The sequence below is a fragment of the Comamonas testosteroni genome, assembly GCF_014076415.1.
Lineage (GTDB): Bacteria > Pseudomonadota > Gammaproteobacteria > Burkholderiales > Burkholderiaceae_C > Comamonas > Comamonas testosteroni_F.
Map to the genome: position 1 here is coordinate 1,046,402 of NZ_CP043568.1, position 18,736 is coordinate 1,065,137.

General features: G+C 62.7%; 17 protein-coding genes. 10 read left to right on the forward strand and 7 right to left on the reverse strand.

Going from position 1 to position 18,736, the window contains the following annotated elements:
• Positions 1-12: 12 nt before the first annotated feature.
• The 7 genes from F0P97_RS04730 (at position 13) to F0P97_RS04760 (ending at position 7,771) form a co-directional block, all read left to right on the forward strand.
• Positions 13-876, forward strand: coding sequence for a spermidine synthase (locus F0P97_RS04730; protein WP_182285821.1), 864 nt, complete (start codon positions 13-15; stop codon positions 874-876).
• Between the two features lie 67 nt (positions 877-943).
• Complete coding sequence (locus tag F0P97_RS04735) at positions 944-1,306, forward strand: FlxA-like family protein (protein ID WP_182285822.1); 363 nt, start codon at positions 944-946, stop codon at positions 1,304-1,306.
• A gap of 117 nt (positions 1,307-1,423) precedes the next feature.
• Positions 1,424-3,226 carry a GspE/PulE family protein gene (locus F0P97_RS04740; protein WP_182285823.1) on the forward strand — a complete coding sequence of 601 codons (1,803 nt, stop codon included), beginning with the start codon at positions 1,424-1,426 and terminating at the stop codon, positions 3,224-3,226.
• Between the two features lie 191 nt (positions 3,227-3,417).
• On the forward strand, positions 3,418-3,906 hold the full coding sequence (locus F0P97_RS04745) for a tripartite tricarboxylate transporter TctB family protein (protein WP_182285824.1): 489 nt from the start codon (positions 3,418-3,420) through the stop codon (positions 3,904-3,906).
• Positions 3,907-3,921: 15 nt separating this feature from the next.
• Entirely contained in the window at positions 3,922-5,433 is a 1,512-nt protein-coding gene (locus tag F0P97_RS04750; RefSeq protein WP_012837170.1) for a tripartite tricarboxylate transporter permease, read from the forward strand.
• A gap of 126 nt (positions 5,434-5,559) precedes the next feature.
• Entirely contained in the window at positions 5,560-6,867 is a 1,308-nt protein-coding gene (locus F0P97_RS04755) for a DUF3422 family protein (protein WP_182285825.1), read from the forward strand.
• Between the two features lie 106 nt (positions 6,868-6,973).
• Positions 6,974-7,771, forward strand: a complete 798-nt coding sequence (locus F0P97_RS04760) for an SDR family oxidoreductase (protein WP_182285826.1) — start codon at positions 6,974-6,976, stop codon at positions 7,769-7,771.
• A 66-nt stretch (positions 7,772-7,837) separates the two neighbouring features.
• Here F0P97_RS04760 and F0P97_RS04765 read toward each other — a convergent pair whose 3' ends face one another.
• Positions 7,838-8,737 carry a DMT family transporter gene (locus F0P97_RS04765; RefSeq protein ID WP_182285827.1) on the reverse strand — a complete coding sequence of 300 codons (900 nt, stop codon included), beginning with the start codon at positions 8,735-8,737 and terminating at the stop codon, positions 7,838-7,840.
• Positions 8,738-8,887: 150 nt separating this feature from the next.
• On the opposite strand from F0P97_RS04765, the gene F0P97_RS04770 reads away from it, so the two are divergent.
• Positions 8,888-9,703, forward strand: coding sequence for an NUDIX hydrolase (locus F0P97_RS04770; RefSeq protein WP_182285828.1), 816 nt, complete (start codon positions 8,888-8,890; stop codon positions 9,701-9,703).
• Positions 9,704-9,716: 13 nt separating this feature from the next.
• On the opposite strand, the gene F0P97_RS04775 is transcribed toward F0P97_RS04770, so the two are convergent.
• The gene (locus tag F0P97_RS04775; protein WP_182285829.1) at positions 9,717-11,381 is read right to left on the reverse strand and encodes a Na/Pi cotransporter family protein; all 1,665 of its coding nucleotides are present in this window, start codon (positions 11,379-11,381) and stop codon (positions 9,717-9,719) included.
• Between the two features lie 211 nt (positions 11,382-11,592).
• Between F0P97_RS04775 and F0P97_RS04780 the strand changes: the two genes are divergently transcribed.
• Entirely contained in the window at positions 11,593-12,345 is a 753-nt protein-coding gene (locus tag F0P97_RS04780) for a hypothetical protein (RefSeq protein ID WP_182285830.1), read from the forward strand.
• 60 nt (positions 12,346-12,405) lie between these two features.
• On the opposite strand, the gene lspA is transcribed toward F0P97_RS04780, so the two are convergent.
• The 3 genes from lspA to F0P97_RS04795 form a co-directional block, all read right to left on the reverse strand.
• Complete coding sequence (gene lspA / locus F0P97_RS04785) at positions 12,406-12,921, reverse strand: signal peptidase II (RefSeq protein ID WP_182285831.1); 516 nt, start codon at positions 12,919-12,921, stop codon at positions 12,406-12,408.
• Positions 12,922-13,038: 117 nt separating this feature from the next.
• Positions 13,039-15,894 (reverse strand): isoleucine--tRNA ligase, encoded by a 2,856-nt coding sequence (gene ileS / locus F0P97_RS04790; RefSeq protein ID WP_182285832.1) that lies wholly within the window; start codon positions 15,892-15,894, stop codon positions 13,039-13,041.
• Between the two features lie 105 nt (positions 15,895-15,999).
• Entirely contained in the window at positions 16,000-17,061 is a 1,062-nt protein-coding gene (locus F0P97_RS04795) for a bifunctional riboflavin kinase/FAD synthetase (RefSeq protein ID WP_182285833.1), read from the reverse strand.
• Between the two features lie 182 nt (positions 17,062-17,243).
• On the opposite strand from F0P97_RS04795, the gene F0P97_RS04800 reads away from it, so the two are divergent.
• Positions 17,244-17,801, forward strand: a complete 558-nt coding sequence (locus tag F0P97_RS04800; RefSeq protein ID WP_003066139.1) for an HNH endonuclease — start codon at positions 17,244-17,246, stop codon at positions 17,799-17,801.
• Between the two features lie 62 nt (positions 17,802-17,863).
• On the opposite strand, the gene F0P97_RS04805 is transcribed toward F0P97_RS04800, so the two are convergent.
• Positions 17,864-18,352 (reverse strand): nucleoside deaminase, encoded by a 489-nt coding sequence (locus F0P97_RS04805; RefSeq protein ID WP_182285834.1) that lies wholly within the window; start codon positions 18,350-18,352, stop codon positions 17,864-17,866.
• A gap of 24 nt (positions 18,353-18,376) precedes the next feature.
• A complete protein-coding gene (uraH, locus tag F0P97_RS04810) occupies positions 18,377-18,712 on the reverse strand; it encodes a hydroxyisourate hydrolase (RefSeq protein WP_182285835.1) in 336 nt (111 codons plus the stop codon).
• Between the last annotated feature and the right edge of the window lie 24 nt (positions 18,713-18,736).

Genomic DNA, 18,736 nt, shown 5'->3' on the forward strand with positions numbered 1-18,736 from the left:
TTGGTGTGAAACGTGATCCGTAAAACCCGTGGCGGTGCCAAATCCGCGCAAGACAAGAATGTGGCCAGCGTGCAGGAACTGCCCGAAGTCAGCGTCTCCGACGACGGCGATATTCGCTATCTGCATCTGGGTACGCCCTGGGTGCAGGGCTCCATGCGCATTCGCGACCCTTTTGATATCGACCTGGAATATGTGCAGCGCATGATGGGCTGGCTGCTGTTTGCCGAGCCAGCCGAAGTGCCCCGGATGCACGCCATGCAACTAGGTCTGGGGGCAGCCGCCATCACCAAGTTCTGCCACAAGAAGCTGCGCATGAAGACCACGGCGGTCGAGCTCAATCCCCAGGTGCTGGCTGTGTGCCGCAGCTGGTTCAAGCTGCCGCCCGACAGCAGCACGCTGCAGGTAGTGCTGGCCGATGCAGCTCAAGAGATCAAAAAGACCGAATGGCAGGGCACGGTCGATGCACTGGCCGTCGATCTCTATGACCATGAGGCGGCGGCTCCCGTTCTCGACAGCGCAGAGTTCTATGCCGATTGCCGCAATCTTCTGACCGAGGACGGCATCATGACCGTCAACCTCTTTGGCCGCTCCTCAAGTTTTGACAAAAGCCTGGATCAGATGGCCCAGGCCTTTGGCGAGGACGCGCTCTGGGCCTTCCGCCCCACGCGCGAAGGCAATACCGTGGTGCTGGCACAGCGCACACCGCGTGTTCTGCAGGGCACGGAGCTGGACCTGGCCTGTGACCAGGTGCAGGCCCGTTGGGATTTGAACACCACGCGCTGGGCCAAGGTGTTCGTGCCGGCCCGCGATGCCGAGGCCGGCAGCAAGACGGCCAAAGCCAAAGTCAGCCGCATCGGCCGGGGCGCTACCGTGTAATTGCAAAGCCTGAGTAAATTGATGGTGCTGGCCTTGAGGGCGGCGGTTTTCTGCCGATGATATGGTCATGACGATCAGTGCCATCTCCTCCGGTTCTGTCAGCTCAGCCTCTTCGGCGGCCGGCGCAGCATCGCGTATCCAGCAACTGCAAAAGCAGATCAAGGATGCCACCAACGAACTCAAAGAAGTTGCCAACAGCGATGCGGATGCCAAGACCAAGGAGCAGCGGGCGCAGTTGCTGCAGACCAAGATCCAGATGCTGCAGGCCCAGATCGAGGCCTTGCAGAACCAGCAGGCACAGCAAGCCCAGCAGGCTGCTCAGCGTGGCGCCGAAGCCGTCCGGCCAAAGCAGGACGAAGCGGTGCAGAGCAGAAGTCGCAGCAATCCGGGCCAGGGCAGCCTCGGCGGTCTGCTGGACGAATACGCCTGAGCTGCATCAGACAAAAGGGATAAAAAAAGGTCTTCATCGGTTTCTTATGCACCGTCCTGATCGGGTGCATGGGCCGATGGCGGTACAGTCAAGGCAGTTTTGTTGCCACAGCCGCCCATGTCATTGACTGAATCCATCCTGCCCCGATCCGTCAAGCCAGCCCAGTACCAGGGGCCTCTGGACTGGCGCACGCTGGTGCAATGGCTGCAGGAAGACGGTGTGATCACGGCGCATGAGGCAGGGCGCACGGTGGCGCGCTGCTCGGCGGCCGAGAGTGCTCAACTGCCGCTGGTGCGCCTGGCCAATGTGGGCGTTGTCGGCGCCCAGACCCATCAGCCGCTGGATCTGGAAACCCTGACCCAGTACCTGGCCCAGCGCAGCGGCCTGGCCTATCTGCGCATCGACCCGTTGCGCGTGGATGTGGGCCGGGTGGGCGAGGTCATGAGCGCCAGCTATGCCGAGCGCCACAAGGTGCTGCCCGTGCAGGTGACCGCCAAGGAGGTGGTGATTGCCACGGCCGAGCCCTTCATCACGGACTGGGTGAGCGAAGTCGAGCGGCAGGCCCACCGCAGCGTGCGCTGCGTGGTGGCCAATCCGCAGGACATCAAGCGCTATACGGCAGAGTTCTTTGCACTGGCCAAGTCCGTGCGTGCTGCCGAGAAAGCCGGCGGTGCGACCGGTGGCGCGAGCTTCGAGCAGTTGGTGGAGCTGGGCAAAAGCAACAAGCAGCTCGACGCCAATGACCAGGGCGTGGTGCGCGTGGTGGACTGGCTGTGGCAGTATGCCTTCGACCAGCGCGCCAGCGACATTCACCTGGAGCCCAGGCGCGAGCAGGGCGTGATCCGCTTTCGCATCGACGGTGTGCTGCATCCGGTCTACCAGATGCCCATGGGGGTGCTGAACGCGATGGTGGCCCGCGTCAAGCTGCTGGGGCGCATGGACGTGGTGGAAAAGCGCCGCCCGCTGGACGGGCGTATCAAGACGCGCAACCCGCACGGCGAGGAGGTGGAAATGCGCTTGTCCACCTTGCCCACGGCCTTTGGCGAGAAGATGGTGATGCGCATCTTCGATCCGGAGAATACGGTCAAGAACCTGGATGCCTTGGGCTTCAGCGCCCATGATGCCCAGCGTTGGGAAGAGCTGGTCAAGCGTCCGCACGGTATCATTCTGGTCACCGGCCCCACGGGCTCGGGCAAGACCACCACGCTGTATTCCACGCTCAAGCGGGTGGCGACCGAGGAGGTCAATGTCAGCACGGTGGAAGACCCCATCGAAATGATCGAGCCGAGCTTCAACCAGACCCAGGTTCAGCCCCAGCTCGACTTCGGCTTCACCGAAGGCCTGCGCGCGCTGATGCGCCAGGACCCGGACATCATCATGGTGGGCGAGATCCGCGATCTGGCCACGGCCGAGATGGCGGTGCAGGCTGCGCTGACCGGCCATCTGGTTTTCTCCACGCTGCACACCAACGATGCTCCCAGCGCCGTCAGCCGCCTGATGGAGCTGGGCGTGCCCTCCTATCTGATCAACGCCACCTTGCTGGGTGTGCTGGCCCAGCGGCTGGTGCGCACGCTGTGCTCCAGCTGCAAGGTGCGCGATGAAGACGCAAAACCCGAGGATCTGGCCGAGTCGGTCAGGCCCTGGAAGCTGACCGGCAGCTACCAGCCCTACAAGCCTGTGGGTTGCGAGGACTGCCGCATGACAGGCTACCGCGGTCGCATGGGCCTGTACGAGCTTCTCACGGTCACCGAGGCCCTCAAGAAGCAGATTCACGATGCCCCATCCATGGACGTTCTGCGCCGTCAGGCCGTGCAGGACGGCATGCGTCCCCTGCGTCTGGCAGGGGCCCTGCGAGTGGCAGAAGGTGTGACCACCTTGCCCGAAGTGCTGGCCTGCACGCCGCTGATGAGCGAAATCTGAGAGTCTGGGTGCAAGTGCTTGCTTCTGGTTTTTCGTAGTAAGAAAAGGCCGGTACTGGCCTGGGCTGAATGCGGTAAATGTGTACAAAACGTCGGCATTAGGGTATGCCCTTTGTAGGTGGAATCCACATCAATTTGGCATATCTATGAAACGAGAATCGCCAAGTCGTGATTTCCGTAAGGAGACGTTTTGTGAAAATCAAGAGCCAAAAAGACTTTTTCTCCGGTCTGATGTTCTTGGCCGTCGGTCTCGCATTTGCGATCGGCGCGTCCAACTACACCATTGGCACCGGCGCCCGTATGGGTCCAGGTTACTTCCCTCTGATCCTGGGTGTGCTCATGGCCATCCTGGGTGCAGCCATCTGCGTCGGCGGCCTGACCAAGGGCCCCGAAGGTGGTGACAAGATCGGCAAGTGGGCCTGGAAGCCTGTGTTCTTCATCCTGGCTGCCAACTTTGCCTTCGGCATCTTGTTGGTGGGTGTGCCTGCTGTGGGTATCCCTCAGTTCGGTCTGATCATCGCCATCTACGCGCTGGTCTTCATCGCCAGCCTGGCAGGTCAGACTTTCAACCTCAAGGAAACAGCAGTCCTGGCCACCATCCTGGCCGTGGGCAGCTATTTCGCTTTCGTGTGGGCGCTGAATCTGCAGTTCCCCGTGTGGCCTAGCTTCATCGCTGGCTAATCAGGAGCATCGTCCATGGATCTGATTCAGAACTTGTCGACGGGTTTTGGCGTGGCTTTCACGTTCCAGAACCTGATCTACTGCTTTGTGGGCTGTCTGCTCGGTACGCTGATCGGTGTGCTGCCAGGTATTGGCCCAGTGGCGACCATCGCCATGCTGCTGCCCGCCACTTACGCTCTGCCCCCTGTGGCGGCGCTGATCATGCTGGCTGGTATTTACTACGGCGCCCAGTACGGTGGCTCCACCACCGCCATTCTGGTGAACCTGCCAGGTGAATCCTCGTCGGTGGTGACCGTGATCGACGGCTACCAGATGGCGCGCAAGGGCCGGGCGGGGCCCGCGTTGGCGGCAGCCGGTATCGGCTCCTTCTTCGCTGGCTGCGTGGGCACCGTCATCCTGGCTGCCTTCGCTCCTCCGCTGACCGAAGTCGCTTTCAAGTTCGGCCCTGCCGAGTACTTCTCGCTGATGACCCTGGGCCTGATCGGTGCCGTGGTGCTGGCTTCCGGCTCGCTGCTCAAGGCGATCGCCATGATCGTGCTGGGTCTGCTGCTGGGCATGGTCGGTACCGACGTGAACTCCGGCGTGGCTCGTTACAGCTTCGACATTCCTGAGTTGACCGACGGCATTGACTTCGTCGTGATCGCCATGGGTGTGTTCGGTTACGGTGAAATCATTGCCAACCTGTCCAAGCCCGACGACGAGCGCGAAGTGTTCGCCGCCAAGGTGACCGGTCTGATGCCTACAGGCGAAGACTTCAAGCGCATGATTCCTGCCATGCTGCGCGGTACGGCCCTGGGTTCGGCCCTGGGTATCCTGCCCGGTGGCGGTGCCATGCTGTCGGCCTTTGCCGCCTACACCATCGAGAAGAAGACCAAGCTGAAGCCCGGCGAAGTTCCTTTCGGTCAAGGCAATATCCGTGGCGTGTGCGCTCCCGAGTCGGCCAACAATGCCGGTTCGCAGACATCGTTCATTCCTCTGCTGACTCTGGGTATCCCTCCCAACGCCGTGATGGCGCTGATGGTGGGTGCCATGACGATCCACAACATCCAGCCCGGTCCTCAGGTGATGACCAGCAACCCAGAACTGTTCTGGGGTCTGATCGCCTCCATGTGGATTGGCAACCTGATGCTGATCATCTTGAACCTGCCGCTGATCGGCGTCTGGATCAAGCTGCTGACCGTGCCCTATCGCTGGCTGTTCCCGTCCATCGTGCTGTTCTGCGCGATCGGCGTGTACGGTACCAACAACAACGCATGGGACGTGTGGATGGTCGGTATCTTCGGCTTCATCGGCTATGTGTTCCACAAGCTGGGTACCGAACCCGCTCCCCTGCTGCTGGGCTTCATCCTGGGCCCGATGATGGAAGAAAACCTGCGCCGAGCCCTGCTGCTGTCGCGTGGTGACTGGTCCGTGTTCGTGACGCGTCCCATCTCCGCCTGCCTGCTGGCTGCCGCCGTGGTGCTGCTGGTGATCGTGCTGATGCCCGCAGTGAAGAACAAGCGTGAAGAAGCTTTCGTGGAAGACTGATCGTCAACCTGATCGCTGATCATCGTTAAAGCGGCCCTTCCGGGGCCGCTTTTTTTATATGAGGACCTTTGTTTCTGGGACTATGGATTCGGGCGGCAAAATAGCTGCAGTTATTCGAAAGATTGCATGGCCTTGTCTTTATTGCCCGCGCAGCACCCTCAGCGGGTCTTGCTACACAACGAAATTCATGCCCGTCCTGCGGAAATCATGCAGGCCCCTCTGGCCATCTCGCATATCGTGATGCTCACCGATGCGGCCCAGCGTGAAGCCAGCCGCGAGCATGTGGCCGCCCTGCTGCGCAACCACCATCGCCCTTTGCCCGATGCGGCAACCACCCATGTGCTGATCGATCTGGGGGCGTTTCGCCTGCGTTGGGAGCAGCACACCGAGTTCGTGGCCTGGACCTTCACCACGCCCATGGCGCAGGCCGGTGTGGCCGATGTGCGCGAGCCCGAGACAGCCATCGACGCCGTGCCGCGCGACTGGCTGGCCGCCCTGCCGGGGCAGTGCCTGAGCAGCCTGCATCTGTGGGCGCTGAACGAGCAGGATGTGGACCCGCAGTATCTGATGCGTCATATGTTGCAGGCCGATACCCTGGTCGGCTCGCGCGTCTCCGGCGGTGCAGGGGCCATCTACACCGACTTTGCGATTCACCCCGATGGTTTCTCGCGCATGCTGCTGCTGGCGGGTGCCGATCTGTCCCCGCGCCGCCTGGGTCGTCTGGTGCAGCGCGTGCTGGAGATCGAAACCTATCGCATGGCGGCGCTGCTGGGCCTGCCCGCCGCACGCAAGGCAGCAGCCGTGCTGGCCACGGCCGAGCGTGAACTGGCCGAGCTGGCCAATGCCATTCGCGCGGCCGACCGCGACACCGAGCCGGCGCTGCTGGACCGCCTGACCCGGCTGGCCGGCCAGGTGGAGAGCGAGTATGCGGCCACGCATTCGCGTTTTTCAGCCAGTTCCGCCTATTTCGAGCTGGTAGACAGGCGTATTCAGGAAATTCAGGAGACGCGGGTGGATGGCATCCAGACCATCCGTGAATTCATGGACCGGCGACTGACGCCTGCGCGCGCGACCTGCGAATGGGCGACACGCCGCCAGAATGCATTGTCCGAGCGAGTCTCCCGTGTCAGCAGTCTGTTGCGCACGCGTGTCGAGATCGAGCAGCAGCAAAGCAGCCAGCAGCTGCTGGGCACCATGAACGACCGCCAGGGCACCCAGCTCAAGCTGCAGTCCACGGTGGAAGGCCTGTCGGTCGCGGCCATCACCTACTACATCACCGGCCTGATCAGCTATCTGGCCAAGGGCGGGCAGAAGCTGGGCTGGCCCTGGTCGCCCGAGTCGACGGCGGCCGTGGCCATTCCGGTTGTGGCACTGGGCGTCTGGTGGTCGCTGCGCAGGCTGCACCACAAGCTGTTTCATGGTCGCAGTCATTGAGCATGAAATTGGATGCCAGCGCTTTCTGATAAAGCTCTAGCAGTTATTGATTTTGATAGCGTCGGGCAGTTTGTCCGGCTTGGAAACTGTGTGAAAGGACACTGACATGGACTTTGGTATCGCCGGGCGCTGGGCTCTGGTCTGCGGCGCCAGCAAGGGTTTGGGTTTTGGCTGCGCCAAGGCCCTGGCCGAAGAGGGCGTGAATCTGGTCATCAACGCCAGAAATGACGAGGCATTGCAGCTGGCCGTGCAGAAGCTGCAAGCCGTTGCTCCTCAGATCAAGGTCATCGGTGTCGCTGCAGACATCACCACGCCAGAAGGTCGCACGGCAGTGTTCGAAGCCGCCGGCGGCCCGGGCAAGGATTACGACATCGTCGTGACCAACGCCGGCGGCCCGCCTCCCGGCGACTTCCGTACCTGGGATCGTGAGGCCTGGATCAAGGCCGTGGACGCCAATATGCTGACCCCCATCGAGCTGATCAAGGCTACGGTGGATGGCATGGCCGAGCGTGGCTTCGGTCGCATCGTCAACATCACCTCCAGCGCGGTGAAGGCGCCCATCGACATCCTGGGCCTGTCCAACGGTGCGCGCAGCGGTCTGACGGGCTTTGTGGCCGGCCTGGCGCGTTCGGGCATTGCCGCCAAGGGCGTGACCATCAACAGCATACTGCCCGGCAAGTTCGACACCGACCGTCTGGTGGCAACCCATCAGGCAGCGGCCAACAAGACCGGCCAGGACCTGGATGCCGTGCGCCAGGCCCAGGCTGCCCAGATCCCTGCCAAGCGCTTTGGCACGGCCGAAGAGTTCGGCGCCATCTGTGCCTTCCTGTGCAGCCGCCAGGCCGGCTATATGACGGGCCAGAATATCCTGCCCGACGGCGGGCTGTATCCCGGCACTTACTGATCGCTGATCAACGGCCGAAACGACAAAGCCCCGCAATGCGGGGCTTTTGTCTGGGTGGGCGGCCGTTTATTTGCGGGATGACACGACGATGCCGATCACGATCAGCGCAAACGCAAGCGCGTGGTAGAGGTGCGGGGTTTCGCCGAGCACGGGAATCGACAGCAGGGCCGTGAACAGCGGAATCAGATTGCCGAAGAAGCCCGCAATGGCGGGCGTGGAGCGCTGAACGCCCATGCCCCAGAAGCGATAGGCCAGAATGGCCGGGCCCACGGCGATGAACAGCAAGCTGCCCAGCAGCGGCCAGCCCGGCACGAAGCGGAACTCGCCCAGCAAGGCTTCGCCGCCCGTGAAAAGGCCGGACCAGAGCAGGCCGAAAACGATCTGCGTGAGCAGAAAGCTGGCCCAGTGCGATTTCACTTCCTGCGGGCCGCTGCTGCGCGACAGCAGCCAGGTGTAGAAAGCCCAGGCGATGGTGGCCAGCACCATGAACAGGTCGCCGGGTACAAAGCGCAGAGCAAGCAGCGTCTGCCAGTCGCCGCGCGACATCACCACCGCCACACCCAGCACCGACAGCAAAGCTCCGCCCATCTGCCGGCGGCTGATGCGAATGCCCCAGCACAGCCGGCCTATGGCCAGCATCCAGACCGGCATGCTCGAGCTCACCAGCGTCACATTCAGCGGGGTCGAGGTCTTCAGCGCCAGGTACAGCAAGGCGTTGTAGCAGCCTATGCCCAGCAGTCCCAGCAGCATGTACTGCCGCCACAGCGGCCAGATCGGACTGTCTTTGCGCAGCACCCGCCATGCCAGCGGCAGCAGCAGCACAAAGGCGATGCACCAGCGCAGGAAGTTGAGTGCAAAGGGCGAGATCAGATCGTGAGCAAGGCGGCCCACGATGGCATTGCCGGCCCACAGTGCCGGAGCCAGGCTGAGCATGGCGACCGTGGCGGGTTTCAGGGGGGAATTCATGGGTTGCCACTGTAACGTGCGACCGTTGGTCTTTGGGCCTGTCACACCGTGTGGCGGCGGCAGTTGGCGGCAAACTGGCGAGCATCAATAGTGATGCAAGCCTTCCCGTTTTGCGAAGCTGAGCACAATGCAGTGCATGGGAGATTTTTCATGAAGCAGCAAACCACGTCGCTCCAGCAGCAATGGCTGCAAGCACAGCATGCCATGGCCTGCAGGCAGCCTCTGCGTCCGCGCCAGCCGCTGTGCATTGATGATCAACAGATCGGCAGTATCGAGGAAGACTTCGCTCGGAAGCTGGGGGAGGAGCTGCTGGCGGTGCACGAGGTCGACTTGCAGTCGGTTGCCGGGCAATGGCTTCTGATGGGCGAGGGCGGGGCGACCGAGAATCTGAACCGGCTGGCCCTGGCCATGCGCAGTGCCGGCCTTGCCGGGGCCTGGCGCAATGAACAGTTGGCGGTCTGCAATGCGCAAGGCCAGCAACTGGCAACCGTCGAGCGTGGTGCCGTGCGGCCACTGGGCATCGCCACCAGAGCCGTGCATCTGGTGGGCGTTTGTGCGGATGGCTCGATCTGGGTGCAGCAGCGCTCGGAGGACAAGGCCAACAACCCCGGCATGTGGGATACCCTGATGGGCGGCATGGTCTCGGCGGCAGATGGTTTGGCCGAGGCGCTGGCGCGTGAAACCTGGGAGGAGGCCGGTCTGCATGTGGCAGAACTCGGCGAGCTTCGGCACGGCGGAAATGTGATGTTCGCAAGACCCAGCGACGAAGCAGAGGGGCAGGGCTATATGGTCGAGCGCATAGACTGGTTCTCGGCCCTGGTGCCCGATGCGCTGCAGCCTGTGAATCAGGATGGCGAGGTACAGCGTTTCGAGCGGCTGGAGCTGACCGAGGTCCAGGGCTGGATGCTGCAGGGTCGTTTCACCCCCGAGGCCTCCCTGGTGCTTGCCGCCTACATGGGATGGTAGGGCGGCAGAGCAGCTAGCGCTGGCTCTCCAGTGCGGTGGACTTGAGCCGGCTGGGCGCCAGGGCTCCGGCCTGCTCGAGAATCGGGTAGGCCACCGAGCACAGCAGCGAGTTGATGCGTTTGAGGTCGCTGATCATGTCGATATGCAGAGAGCTGGTTTCTATGCTCGAAACCGTGTGCTGTGACAGGCGCTCCAGGTGGGTGGCCGAGTAGGCCAGCTCCAGATCGCGAAAGCGCGCTTTTTCCTCGAGCAGCTTTTGTGCTTCGCGCACATTGCCGTTGAGAAAGACACTCATGGCCAGACGCAGATTGTCCAGCAGATGCTGGGTCAGCTCGTGAATCTCCTGCTTGCCGGCGGCTGAGAACTGGCGGCCCTTCTTGATCTTCTTGTCTTCCAGATCCAGCAGCACGCGCTCGATGATGTCGCCTATCTGCTCCATATTGATGGTGAAGCTGATGATTTCCGTCCAGCGCTGACCTTCGCGCTCGTCGAGTTCGGCGCGCGAGATCTTGGTCATGTAGTACTTGATGGCCGAGTACAGATCGTCCACCGTGCCTTCCAGGTTACGCACTTCCTCGGAGAGCTTGGCGTCGTCGGTTTCGGCCACTTTTTGCAGGCCGATCAGCATGGACTCCACCACGTCGGCCTGATGCAGTGATTCGCGCACGGCACAGGTGATGGCCAGCGAAGGCGTGGACAGGGCCGAGGGGTCCAGGTGGCGTGGGCGCAGCAGCTTGGCCGCACTTTCTTCCTCGGGCTTGGGCAGCATGGCGGTCACCCAGCGGGCCACGAGCTGGGTCAGGCCGATGAAGCACAGGCTGTTGAAGACATTGAACGCCAGATGGAACATCACCACGTTCTGGCCGGCGTTGGGCAGATAGGGCTGGGCGTACTGCGACCACAGCCCGATAAAGGGCGCGACGATGGCCACGCCCATGATCTTGAACAGCAGATTGCCTATGGTGACCTGGCGCTCCTCGACCGCCGATTTGGCGGTGGTGAGCGCCGCGACCAGGCCGCTGCCCAGGTTGGCCCCCAGGGTCAGGCCCAGAGCCACATCCAGTGGAATGGCGCCTGAGCTGGCCATGGCCGCAATCAGCAGCACCACGGCCAGGCTGGAGTAGGCCAGCACAGCCAGTACCGCGCCCAGCAGCAATTCCATGAACAGATCGCTGCTGACCGAGGCCAGCAGGGTGCGCACGGCAGGGGCCTGCAGCAGGGGCTCGGTGGCTTCCACCACCAGGCGCAGGGCCAGCAGCATCAGGCCCAGGCCGATGAGCACGCGGCCGATACGGCCGGGCTTGGAGTCCTTGCGCGAGATATAGAGCACCACGCCGACAAAGATGAACAGCGGCGACAGCCAGGAGAGGTCGGTGGAGAACAGCACGGCCATCAGAGCCGTTCCGACATCGGCACCGCGCATCACGGCAAGGGCCGAGGGCAAGGTGATCAGACCCTGGCCTACAAAGGACGAGGTCATCAGCGAGGTGGCTGTACTTGATTGCACCAGGGCCGTGACGCCCATGCCCGATAGCGCTGCCGAGAAACGGTTGCTCATGCTGCGGGCGAGAATATTGCGCAGGTTTGCGCCGAAGACCTGCAGAACGCCGGTGCGAACCATCTGAGAGCCCCAGATCAAGAGGGCAATGGCTGCTAAAAGATTCAATAAATGCTTCATGTTCTGCCCGCGAAGGAGCGACCTAATATACCCCTGAGTGAGGCCAGTCTGCCCGGATGGCTCACTCTTCACGCACAAATAAGTGCGGAATAAGGAACACAATAGAACAAAAACGAATTATTCCAAACATCGTTTCTACGGATATAAATTCAGAAAAAACTGAAACTTTTTGATGCTGACGCTGCTTACGCTGCTATCAAAAGGTGATTTCATGACTGTTCCCATGCCCGGTGCCGTCCCCGTAGGCTTTCTTTTGATGCCGTTGTCGTTCATGGCGGGCACGGGTCTGCTGCTGTGGTGGGGCTGGCGGCTGTGGCATCTGCGGCGCGGCCGGCCCAGGCCGCCGATGCGCATCTGGCAATGGGTGCTGGCCGTGTGGCTGTCCATATTGCTGTTTTCCACGCTGCTGGGGCTGGTGCAAATGGTCTGGAGCGACCACCGTCAGGCGCAGCAGCTGAGTCGCCTGCAGCGGCTCACGCACATCACGCTGGAGCGGCCCATGGCATGGGGCGACATCACCTTGCCCGCGGGCAGCCATATCCAGCGCGATATGCCACAAGGCTCGGCAGACGGGACCGATGGGCAGCCCGATCTGCGGGGGCTGCAGGAAATACGCTTTCCCCATCCTGTGCCGCTGGGCGATATATGGGTCAATGCCCTGAGCGTCCACAGCCAGGTGCTGCTGGAGCTGGCCCGGCCCTACAGTTTCACGGGGCCGGGCCTGCGGACATTCCGATGCGAACCCGGAAACATGTTGCTGCTGTCCGCTGCCGAGCAGCCCACGAGCTTCGACAGGAACATGTTTCCCAGGCGCCTGAACGGTCTGGTGCTGGCGGACTGGGTGTTCGATGCCTGCTTTGTGACCACGTCCATTGGCGTGCGCTACTGGACGGATGGGCGGCTGGTCTGGGCCGCCGAACCTCTGTACGAGCCGGCCGAGACCGGGCAGGGCAGGGCTCCATGAACAAGGCCCGCAGTCTGCTTTGGTGACAGCGGGCCTTGTTCATGGGGGGGCAGCAGGTGCCTATGGCTTGCGAGTTCTGGTGCGTCTTGCGCGCAGCAGCTCGTCGAGGATCAGGAGGACGGCGCCCAGCGTGATGCCAATATCGGCCACATTGAAGGCCGGGAAATGGCTGCTGCCCCAGTAGAAGTCCAGAAAGTCCACCACATAGCCGTGCTGCAGGCGATCCACCACATTGCCGATGGCTCCGCCCAGGATGCTGGACAGCGACAGGCAGAACATCTTCTCGCCGGGGTGCTTGCGCAGCTGCCAGATGATGAGCACGGTGGCAATCACGCCGATGGCCACGAACAGCCAGCGCTGCCAGCCGCTGCCGCCCGCAAGAAAGGAGAAGGCTGCACCCGTGTTGTGCGCGCGCACGATGTTGAAGAAGCTGGTGATGGGAGTCCAGTCCCCATACTGGTAGTGGCTCAGAATCATCTGCTTGGTGATCTGATCCACGCCGATGATGACAAGCGCCCACAGCAGCCAGGGGCAGATGCGGCCAAGGCTTGCGGAGGATGTCTGGGTGTTGCTCATGACAGCTCTTTGCTAGGTTTTTTTGATAGCGGTTGGCGCTTGACTCAAAATGATTCCAGAAGGATATGCATCCGAAAGTGGCTACCAGCAGGTGCTGGCAGCTCACTTTTTTAAGGCTCAAGCCTTGGTGCGGACTTCGCCCGTGCCGTGCAGATTGCTGTCGCAGCGACCGCAGATCGAGGGGTGCTCGGGGTTCACGCCCACGTCTTCACGGTAGTGCCAGCAGCGCTCGCACTTGGCGTGCTCGCTGGCCTTCACCGTAGTGCTCAGCGCATCGCCGGCCACGGCAGTCGCTGCCGAGGTGATGAAGACGAACTTCAGATCGTCCTTGAGGCTTTGCAGCAGGGCCAGGTCTTCGGGCTCGGCCGTGAGCGTGACTTCGGCCTGCAGGGAGGAACCCACGGCGCCGGTGGTGCGCACCACTTCGATGTCCTTGTTGACTTGGTTGCGGATCTCGCACAGGCGCGTCCACTTGGCCAGCAGGCCTTCGTCGCCGGCGGGCAGCTCGGTGAACTTCTCCAGGAAGATGGATTCGCTGTGGCCTACGATCTTCCAGGCTTCCTCGGCCGTGAAGGACAGGAAGGGCGACATCCAGCGCAGCAGCGCCTGGGTGATCTGGTAGAGCGCGGTCTGGGCCGAGCGGCGAGCCAGGCTCTTGGGGGCGCTGGTGTAGAGGCGATCCTTGAGCACGTCCAGGTAGAAGCCGCCCAGGTCTTCGGAGCAGAACAGCTGCAGCTTGGCGACCACAGGGTGGAACTCGTAGACCTTGTAGTGGGCCAGGATCTCCTGCTGCAGCTGGGCCGAGCGCGCCAGCGCGAACTGGTCGATCTCCAGCATCTCGCCATAGGCCACGGCATCCTTGCTCGCATCGAAGTCGCTGGTGTTGGCCAGCAGGAAGCGCAGCGTGTTGCGGATGCGGCGATAGGCGTCCACCACGCGGGCCAGGATCTTGTCGTCGATGCCCAGGTCGCCCGAGTAGTCGGTCGAGGCCACCCACAGGCGGATGATTTCCGCGCCCATCTTGCTCGACACGTCCTGTGGCGCCACGGTGTTGCCCAGCGACTTGGACATCTTCTTGCCCTGGCCGTCCACGGTGAAGCCGTGGGTCAGCAGGCCGCGATAGGGCGCGCGGCCGAAGATGGCCGATGCCAGCAGCAGCGAGCTGTGGAACCAGCCGCGGTGCTGGTCGTGGCCTTCCAGGTACAGATCGGCCTCTGGGCCGTGGTCGTGGTGGTGCTCGGGGTGGGTGCCGCGCAGCACATGCCAGAAGGTGGAGCCCGAGTCGAACCACACCTCCAGGATGTCGGTGCTCTTGGTGTAGTGCTTGGCTTCCTCGGCACCCAGGATATCTTCGGTGCTCACGCGGCTCCAGGCCTCGATGCCGCCTTGCTCGATCATGGCCGCAGCCTGGTCGATGATCTCCATGGTGCGCGGGTGCAGAGCGCCCGTGTCCACATGCAGGAAGAAGGGGATGGGCACGCCCCACGAGCGCTGGCGCGAGATGCACCAGTCGGGACGGCCGGCGATCATGGCGCGCAGACGGTCCTGACCGTTTTGTGGGTAGAAGCTGGTCTGCTCGATGGCGTCCAGCGCGATCTGGCGCAGGGTCTTCTCGGGCTTTTGCGCGGGATCGGTGAACACGCCTTCGCCTTCGTCCATGCGGATGAACCACTGGGCGGCAGCGCGGTAGATGACGGGCGTCTTGTGGCGCCAGCAGTGAGGGTAGCTGTGGCTGATGGTGGTGGTGTCCATCAGGCGGCCCGCGACCTTCAGGGCGTCGAGGATGACGGGCACGGCCTTCCAGATATGCTGGCCGCCGAACATGGGCAGATCGGCTGCGTACACGCCGTTGCCTTGCACGGGGTTCAGGATCTGCTTGTAGTCCATGCCGTTGGACATGCAGCTGTTGAAGTCGTCCACGCCATAGGCGGGGGCCGAGTGCACGATGCCGGTGCCGTCGTCGGCGGTGGCGTATTCGGCCAGGTAGACGGGGGAGATGCGGTCAAAGCCCTTGTCCACATGGGCCAGGGGGTGCTTGAAGGGCATGTGGTCGAGCTTCTCGCCCTTGGCGGTGGCGAGCACGCGGCCCTCCAGCTTCCAGCGGGCCAGGCATTTCTCGACCAGGGCGGAGGCCACGATCAGCAGGCCGCGCTCGGTCTCCACCAGGCTGTATTCCAGATCGGGGTTGACGTTGAGCGCCTGGTTGGCAGGGATCGTCCAGGCCGTCGTCGTCCAGATGACGATGAAGGCTTGCTTGTCGAGCTTGTCCAGGCCGAATGCTGCGGCCAGCTTGGCGGGCTCGGCTGCGGGGAACATCACGTCAAGGGTCTGGCTTTGCTTGTCGGCGTATTCGATCTCGAACTCGGCCAGCGAGGAGGCACAGTCAAAGCACCAGTACACGGGCTTGAGGCCGCGGTAGACAAAGCCACGCTCCATCACCTTCTTCAAGGCACGCAGCTCGGCGGCCTCGTTGGCGTAGTTCATGGTCTTGTAGGGGTGATCCCAGTCGCCGAGCACGCCCAGGCGCTTGAAGTCCACCATCTGCTGCTCGATCTGCTCGGCGGCAAAGGCGCGGCTCTTGGCCTGCATCTCGTCGCGCGGCAGGTTGCGGCCATGCAGCTTTTCGATGGCGTTCTCGATGGGCAGGCCGTGGCAGTCCCAGCCCGGTGCGTAGAGCGCGTCGAAGCCTTCGAGCTGGCGGCTCTTGACGATCATGTCCTTGAGGATCTTGTTCACCGCATGGCCGATGTGCAGCTTGCCGTTGGCGTACGGAGGGCCGTCGTGCAGGATGAACTTGGGCGCGCCGCTGCGGGCGTCGCGCAGCTTCTTGTAGATGCCTTGGTCATCCCATTCCTTGGCCCAGGCAGGTTCGCGCTTGGGCAGGTCGCCGCGCATGGGGAAAGTGGTGTCGGGCATGTTCAGCGTGGCGCGGTAAGCGGACGCTTCGGGCTTGTTGGACTTCGAATCAGACATGGGAAACCTTGAAAGCAATGCGGTGCCCGGGCAGTTCTGCCTGGGCGTGAATGGTGAGGTGAGCGCCAGTGCGCTGCTGCGCCTGGGACGTGCGAGCAGCGAGCTTCAAATTCGGTCGCGCGTGGTCTGGCGACGGGTCTCTGTGTGCGACGAGGTGTGAGACGGTATGTGGGCCGAGGCGAAAAACGCGCGCGCGTCATCGCAGTCCTTGGCGATGCCGACCGTCAGGGCATCGAGACTGTCATACTTCAGCTCGTCGTGCAGTTTGTGCAGAAGTTCCACGCGGATGATTTTACCGTAGGCACCTTCTCCACCCAGTTGGGCGGGCCAATCGAAACAGTGGGTCTCCAGCAGCACCCGGCCGCCGTTGATGTCGTTGGGGTCCAGCGAGGGGCGTACGCCCAGGTTGGCCACGCCCTGCAGCGGCTTGTCCGTCAGCCCGTGCACCAGCACGGCAAAAATGCCACTGGCGGCCGGTTTCCAATGGTCGAAGCGCAGATTCAGCGTGCGAAAACCGTCCTCGGCTCCGCTTTGGGATTCGGCCAGCTTGCGGCCCAGCTTGCGGCCATGCACCACATGGCCCGAGATGCGGTAGGGGTGGCCCAGCAACTTGGCGGCCTGCTGCATGTCGCCGGCGGCCAGCGCCTCGCGTACGGCCGTGCTGGAGACGCGCAGGCCATGGACTTCATAGCTGTTCATGCGCGCCACATCAAAGCCAAGGGCCTGGCCGGCGTTGTCCAGCATGGCGTAATCGCCGGCGCGCTTGGAGCCAAAGCGGAAGTCGTCGCCCACCAGCACGTACTTGGCCCCCAGGCCCGAGATCAGCACGTCCTGAATGAAATCTTCGGGGCTCTGGCTGGCCAGGGCCTGGTTGAATGGCAGGATCACGACCTGGTCGACGCCGCAGACCTCGAGCTGGCTGAGCTTGTCACGCAGCGTGCCCACGCGGGCCGGAGCCAGCTCCGGCTTGCCCAGCTTCTGGGCAAAGTAGTCGCGCGGGTGCGGCTCGAAGGTCATGGCGCAGCTGGGGATGCCGCGCTGGGCGGCCTCGGCCTTGAGCAGACCCAGCATGGCTTGATGTCCCCGGTGTACACCATCAAAATTGCCAATGGTCACAGCGCAGGCCGGGGCCAGGCCGGGATGATTGATGCCGCGGAAAATCTTCATGGACTGCTTTGTTATTTATAGCAACTGGCGCCGATGCATGCGACACAAGCCGTCAATTTGACATAGTTTCAGAGTATATTGCTTCAAATCAGGCAGCTGTGGAGGCTGCACGATTGTGCTCAAAAGCGCCAAGACGCTTGTCCGTTTTCCGTGGTCCAAGTTTGACTGTATGGAGGCTGGTTGTGAAAGTCTTGAAGCTGACAGCCCAGGGGCTGCCGCAGTCCTGGGTAACGCTGGAGCAGGCGGCGCTGCATTACGCAGCAGAAGATGTGCGCTGGGAAGCCGGTGTCGAAATCGCCTGCTTTCGCGGTGGCCACAATGCGGTGACCGGCAAGCAGTCAGTCATTCACATCAACTCCATCATCGGCACCAAGGGCATGCCGAACATCAACCCGCATGAGCTGCTGCCGGGTCTGACCAATGGCAAGCTCTTTGCTCGTGACCGCTGCGTCTGCGCCTATTGCGGGCGGCGCTTCCATGAGAGCGATCTCACGCGCGAGCACATTGTCCCCGTGAGCACTGGCGGGCAGCACAGCTGGATGAACCTGGTCACGGCCTGCCGCGCCTGCAACCACCGCAAGGGAGCCAGAACCCCCGAGCAGGCCCGTATGCCCTTGCTCTACACGCCCTACACGCCCACGCTGTGGGAGGACTTCATCCTGAGAAACCGCCGCATTCTGGCCGATCAGATGGAGTTTCTCGTGGCCCATGTGCCGCGTGGATCACGCTGGCGCAGCTAAAGGAGCATGAAAAAAGCCCCGGGCTGGCGCCGCGGGGCAGGAGCAAGAGGACAGAAACGCGTTCAGACGGTGGTGGAGACGGCTTTTTGCCAGGCTTCGTAGAGGTCTTCACCCTCGTCGCGCACGCGCTGGCCGATCAGGGCCATCTCGCGCTGCTCTTCGGGCTTGGCCAGTTCCACATAGCCGCGCGCAGCCGACAGATCGTAGGGCTCGCCGTCTTCGTTGGAGTAGGCGAAGTACACCTGTTTCACGCCGGCCAGCAGCATGGCCGTGTAGCACATGGAGCAGGGATAGCCGCTGGCATACATGACGGCCCCCGACAGATCGGTGCTGCCCTGGGCCTTGGCTCCTATGCGCAGGGCCTGCATCTCGGCGTGAGCCGTGGGGTCGCAGAGCTCATCGACCTGGTTGACGGCGCGGGCCAGGACCCTGCCCTCACGTACCAGCACGGCGCCGAAGGGCCAGGTGGGCTGCCGGCGGCCTTTGACATTGCCCATGGCCAGGCGGATGGATTCGAGCAGGTATTTGCCTGTGTCGTTATCGTTGTTCATCCAGTCGTTCTCCTTGGTAAAAAATCAGCTGCCACGGTAGGTGGTGAAAAACCAGGGCGAGCACAGCATGGGCACGTGGTAGTGCTGGGTCGCGTCGAAGATGGAAAAGCGCACCAGCACTTCTTCCGACAGCGCCGTGGGTTCCTTGAAGTGCTCGCCGGTGTAGAAGCGCAGCTCGAAGTCCCCGGTGCGGGCCGCGGCGGCGGGCAGCATGGGGGCGTCGGTGCGACCGTCGGCATTGGTACGGGTGCTGTTGATGCGCTGCGCGGGCGTCTGCGCCACATCGTAGAGCTCGACCCGCAGGCCGGCAATCGGCCGGCCGGTGGTGACATTGAGTACATGGGTGCTGATGCCTGCCATATCTGCCTTTCTATGGGGGGTGCG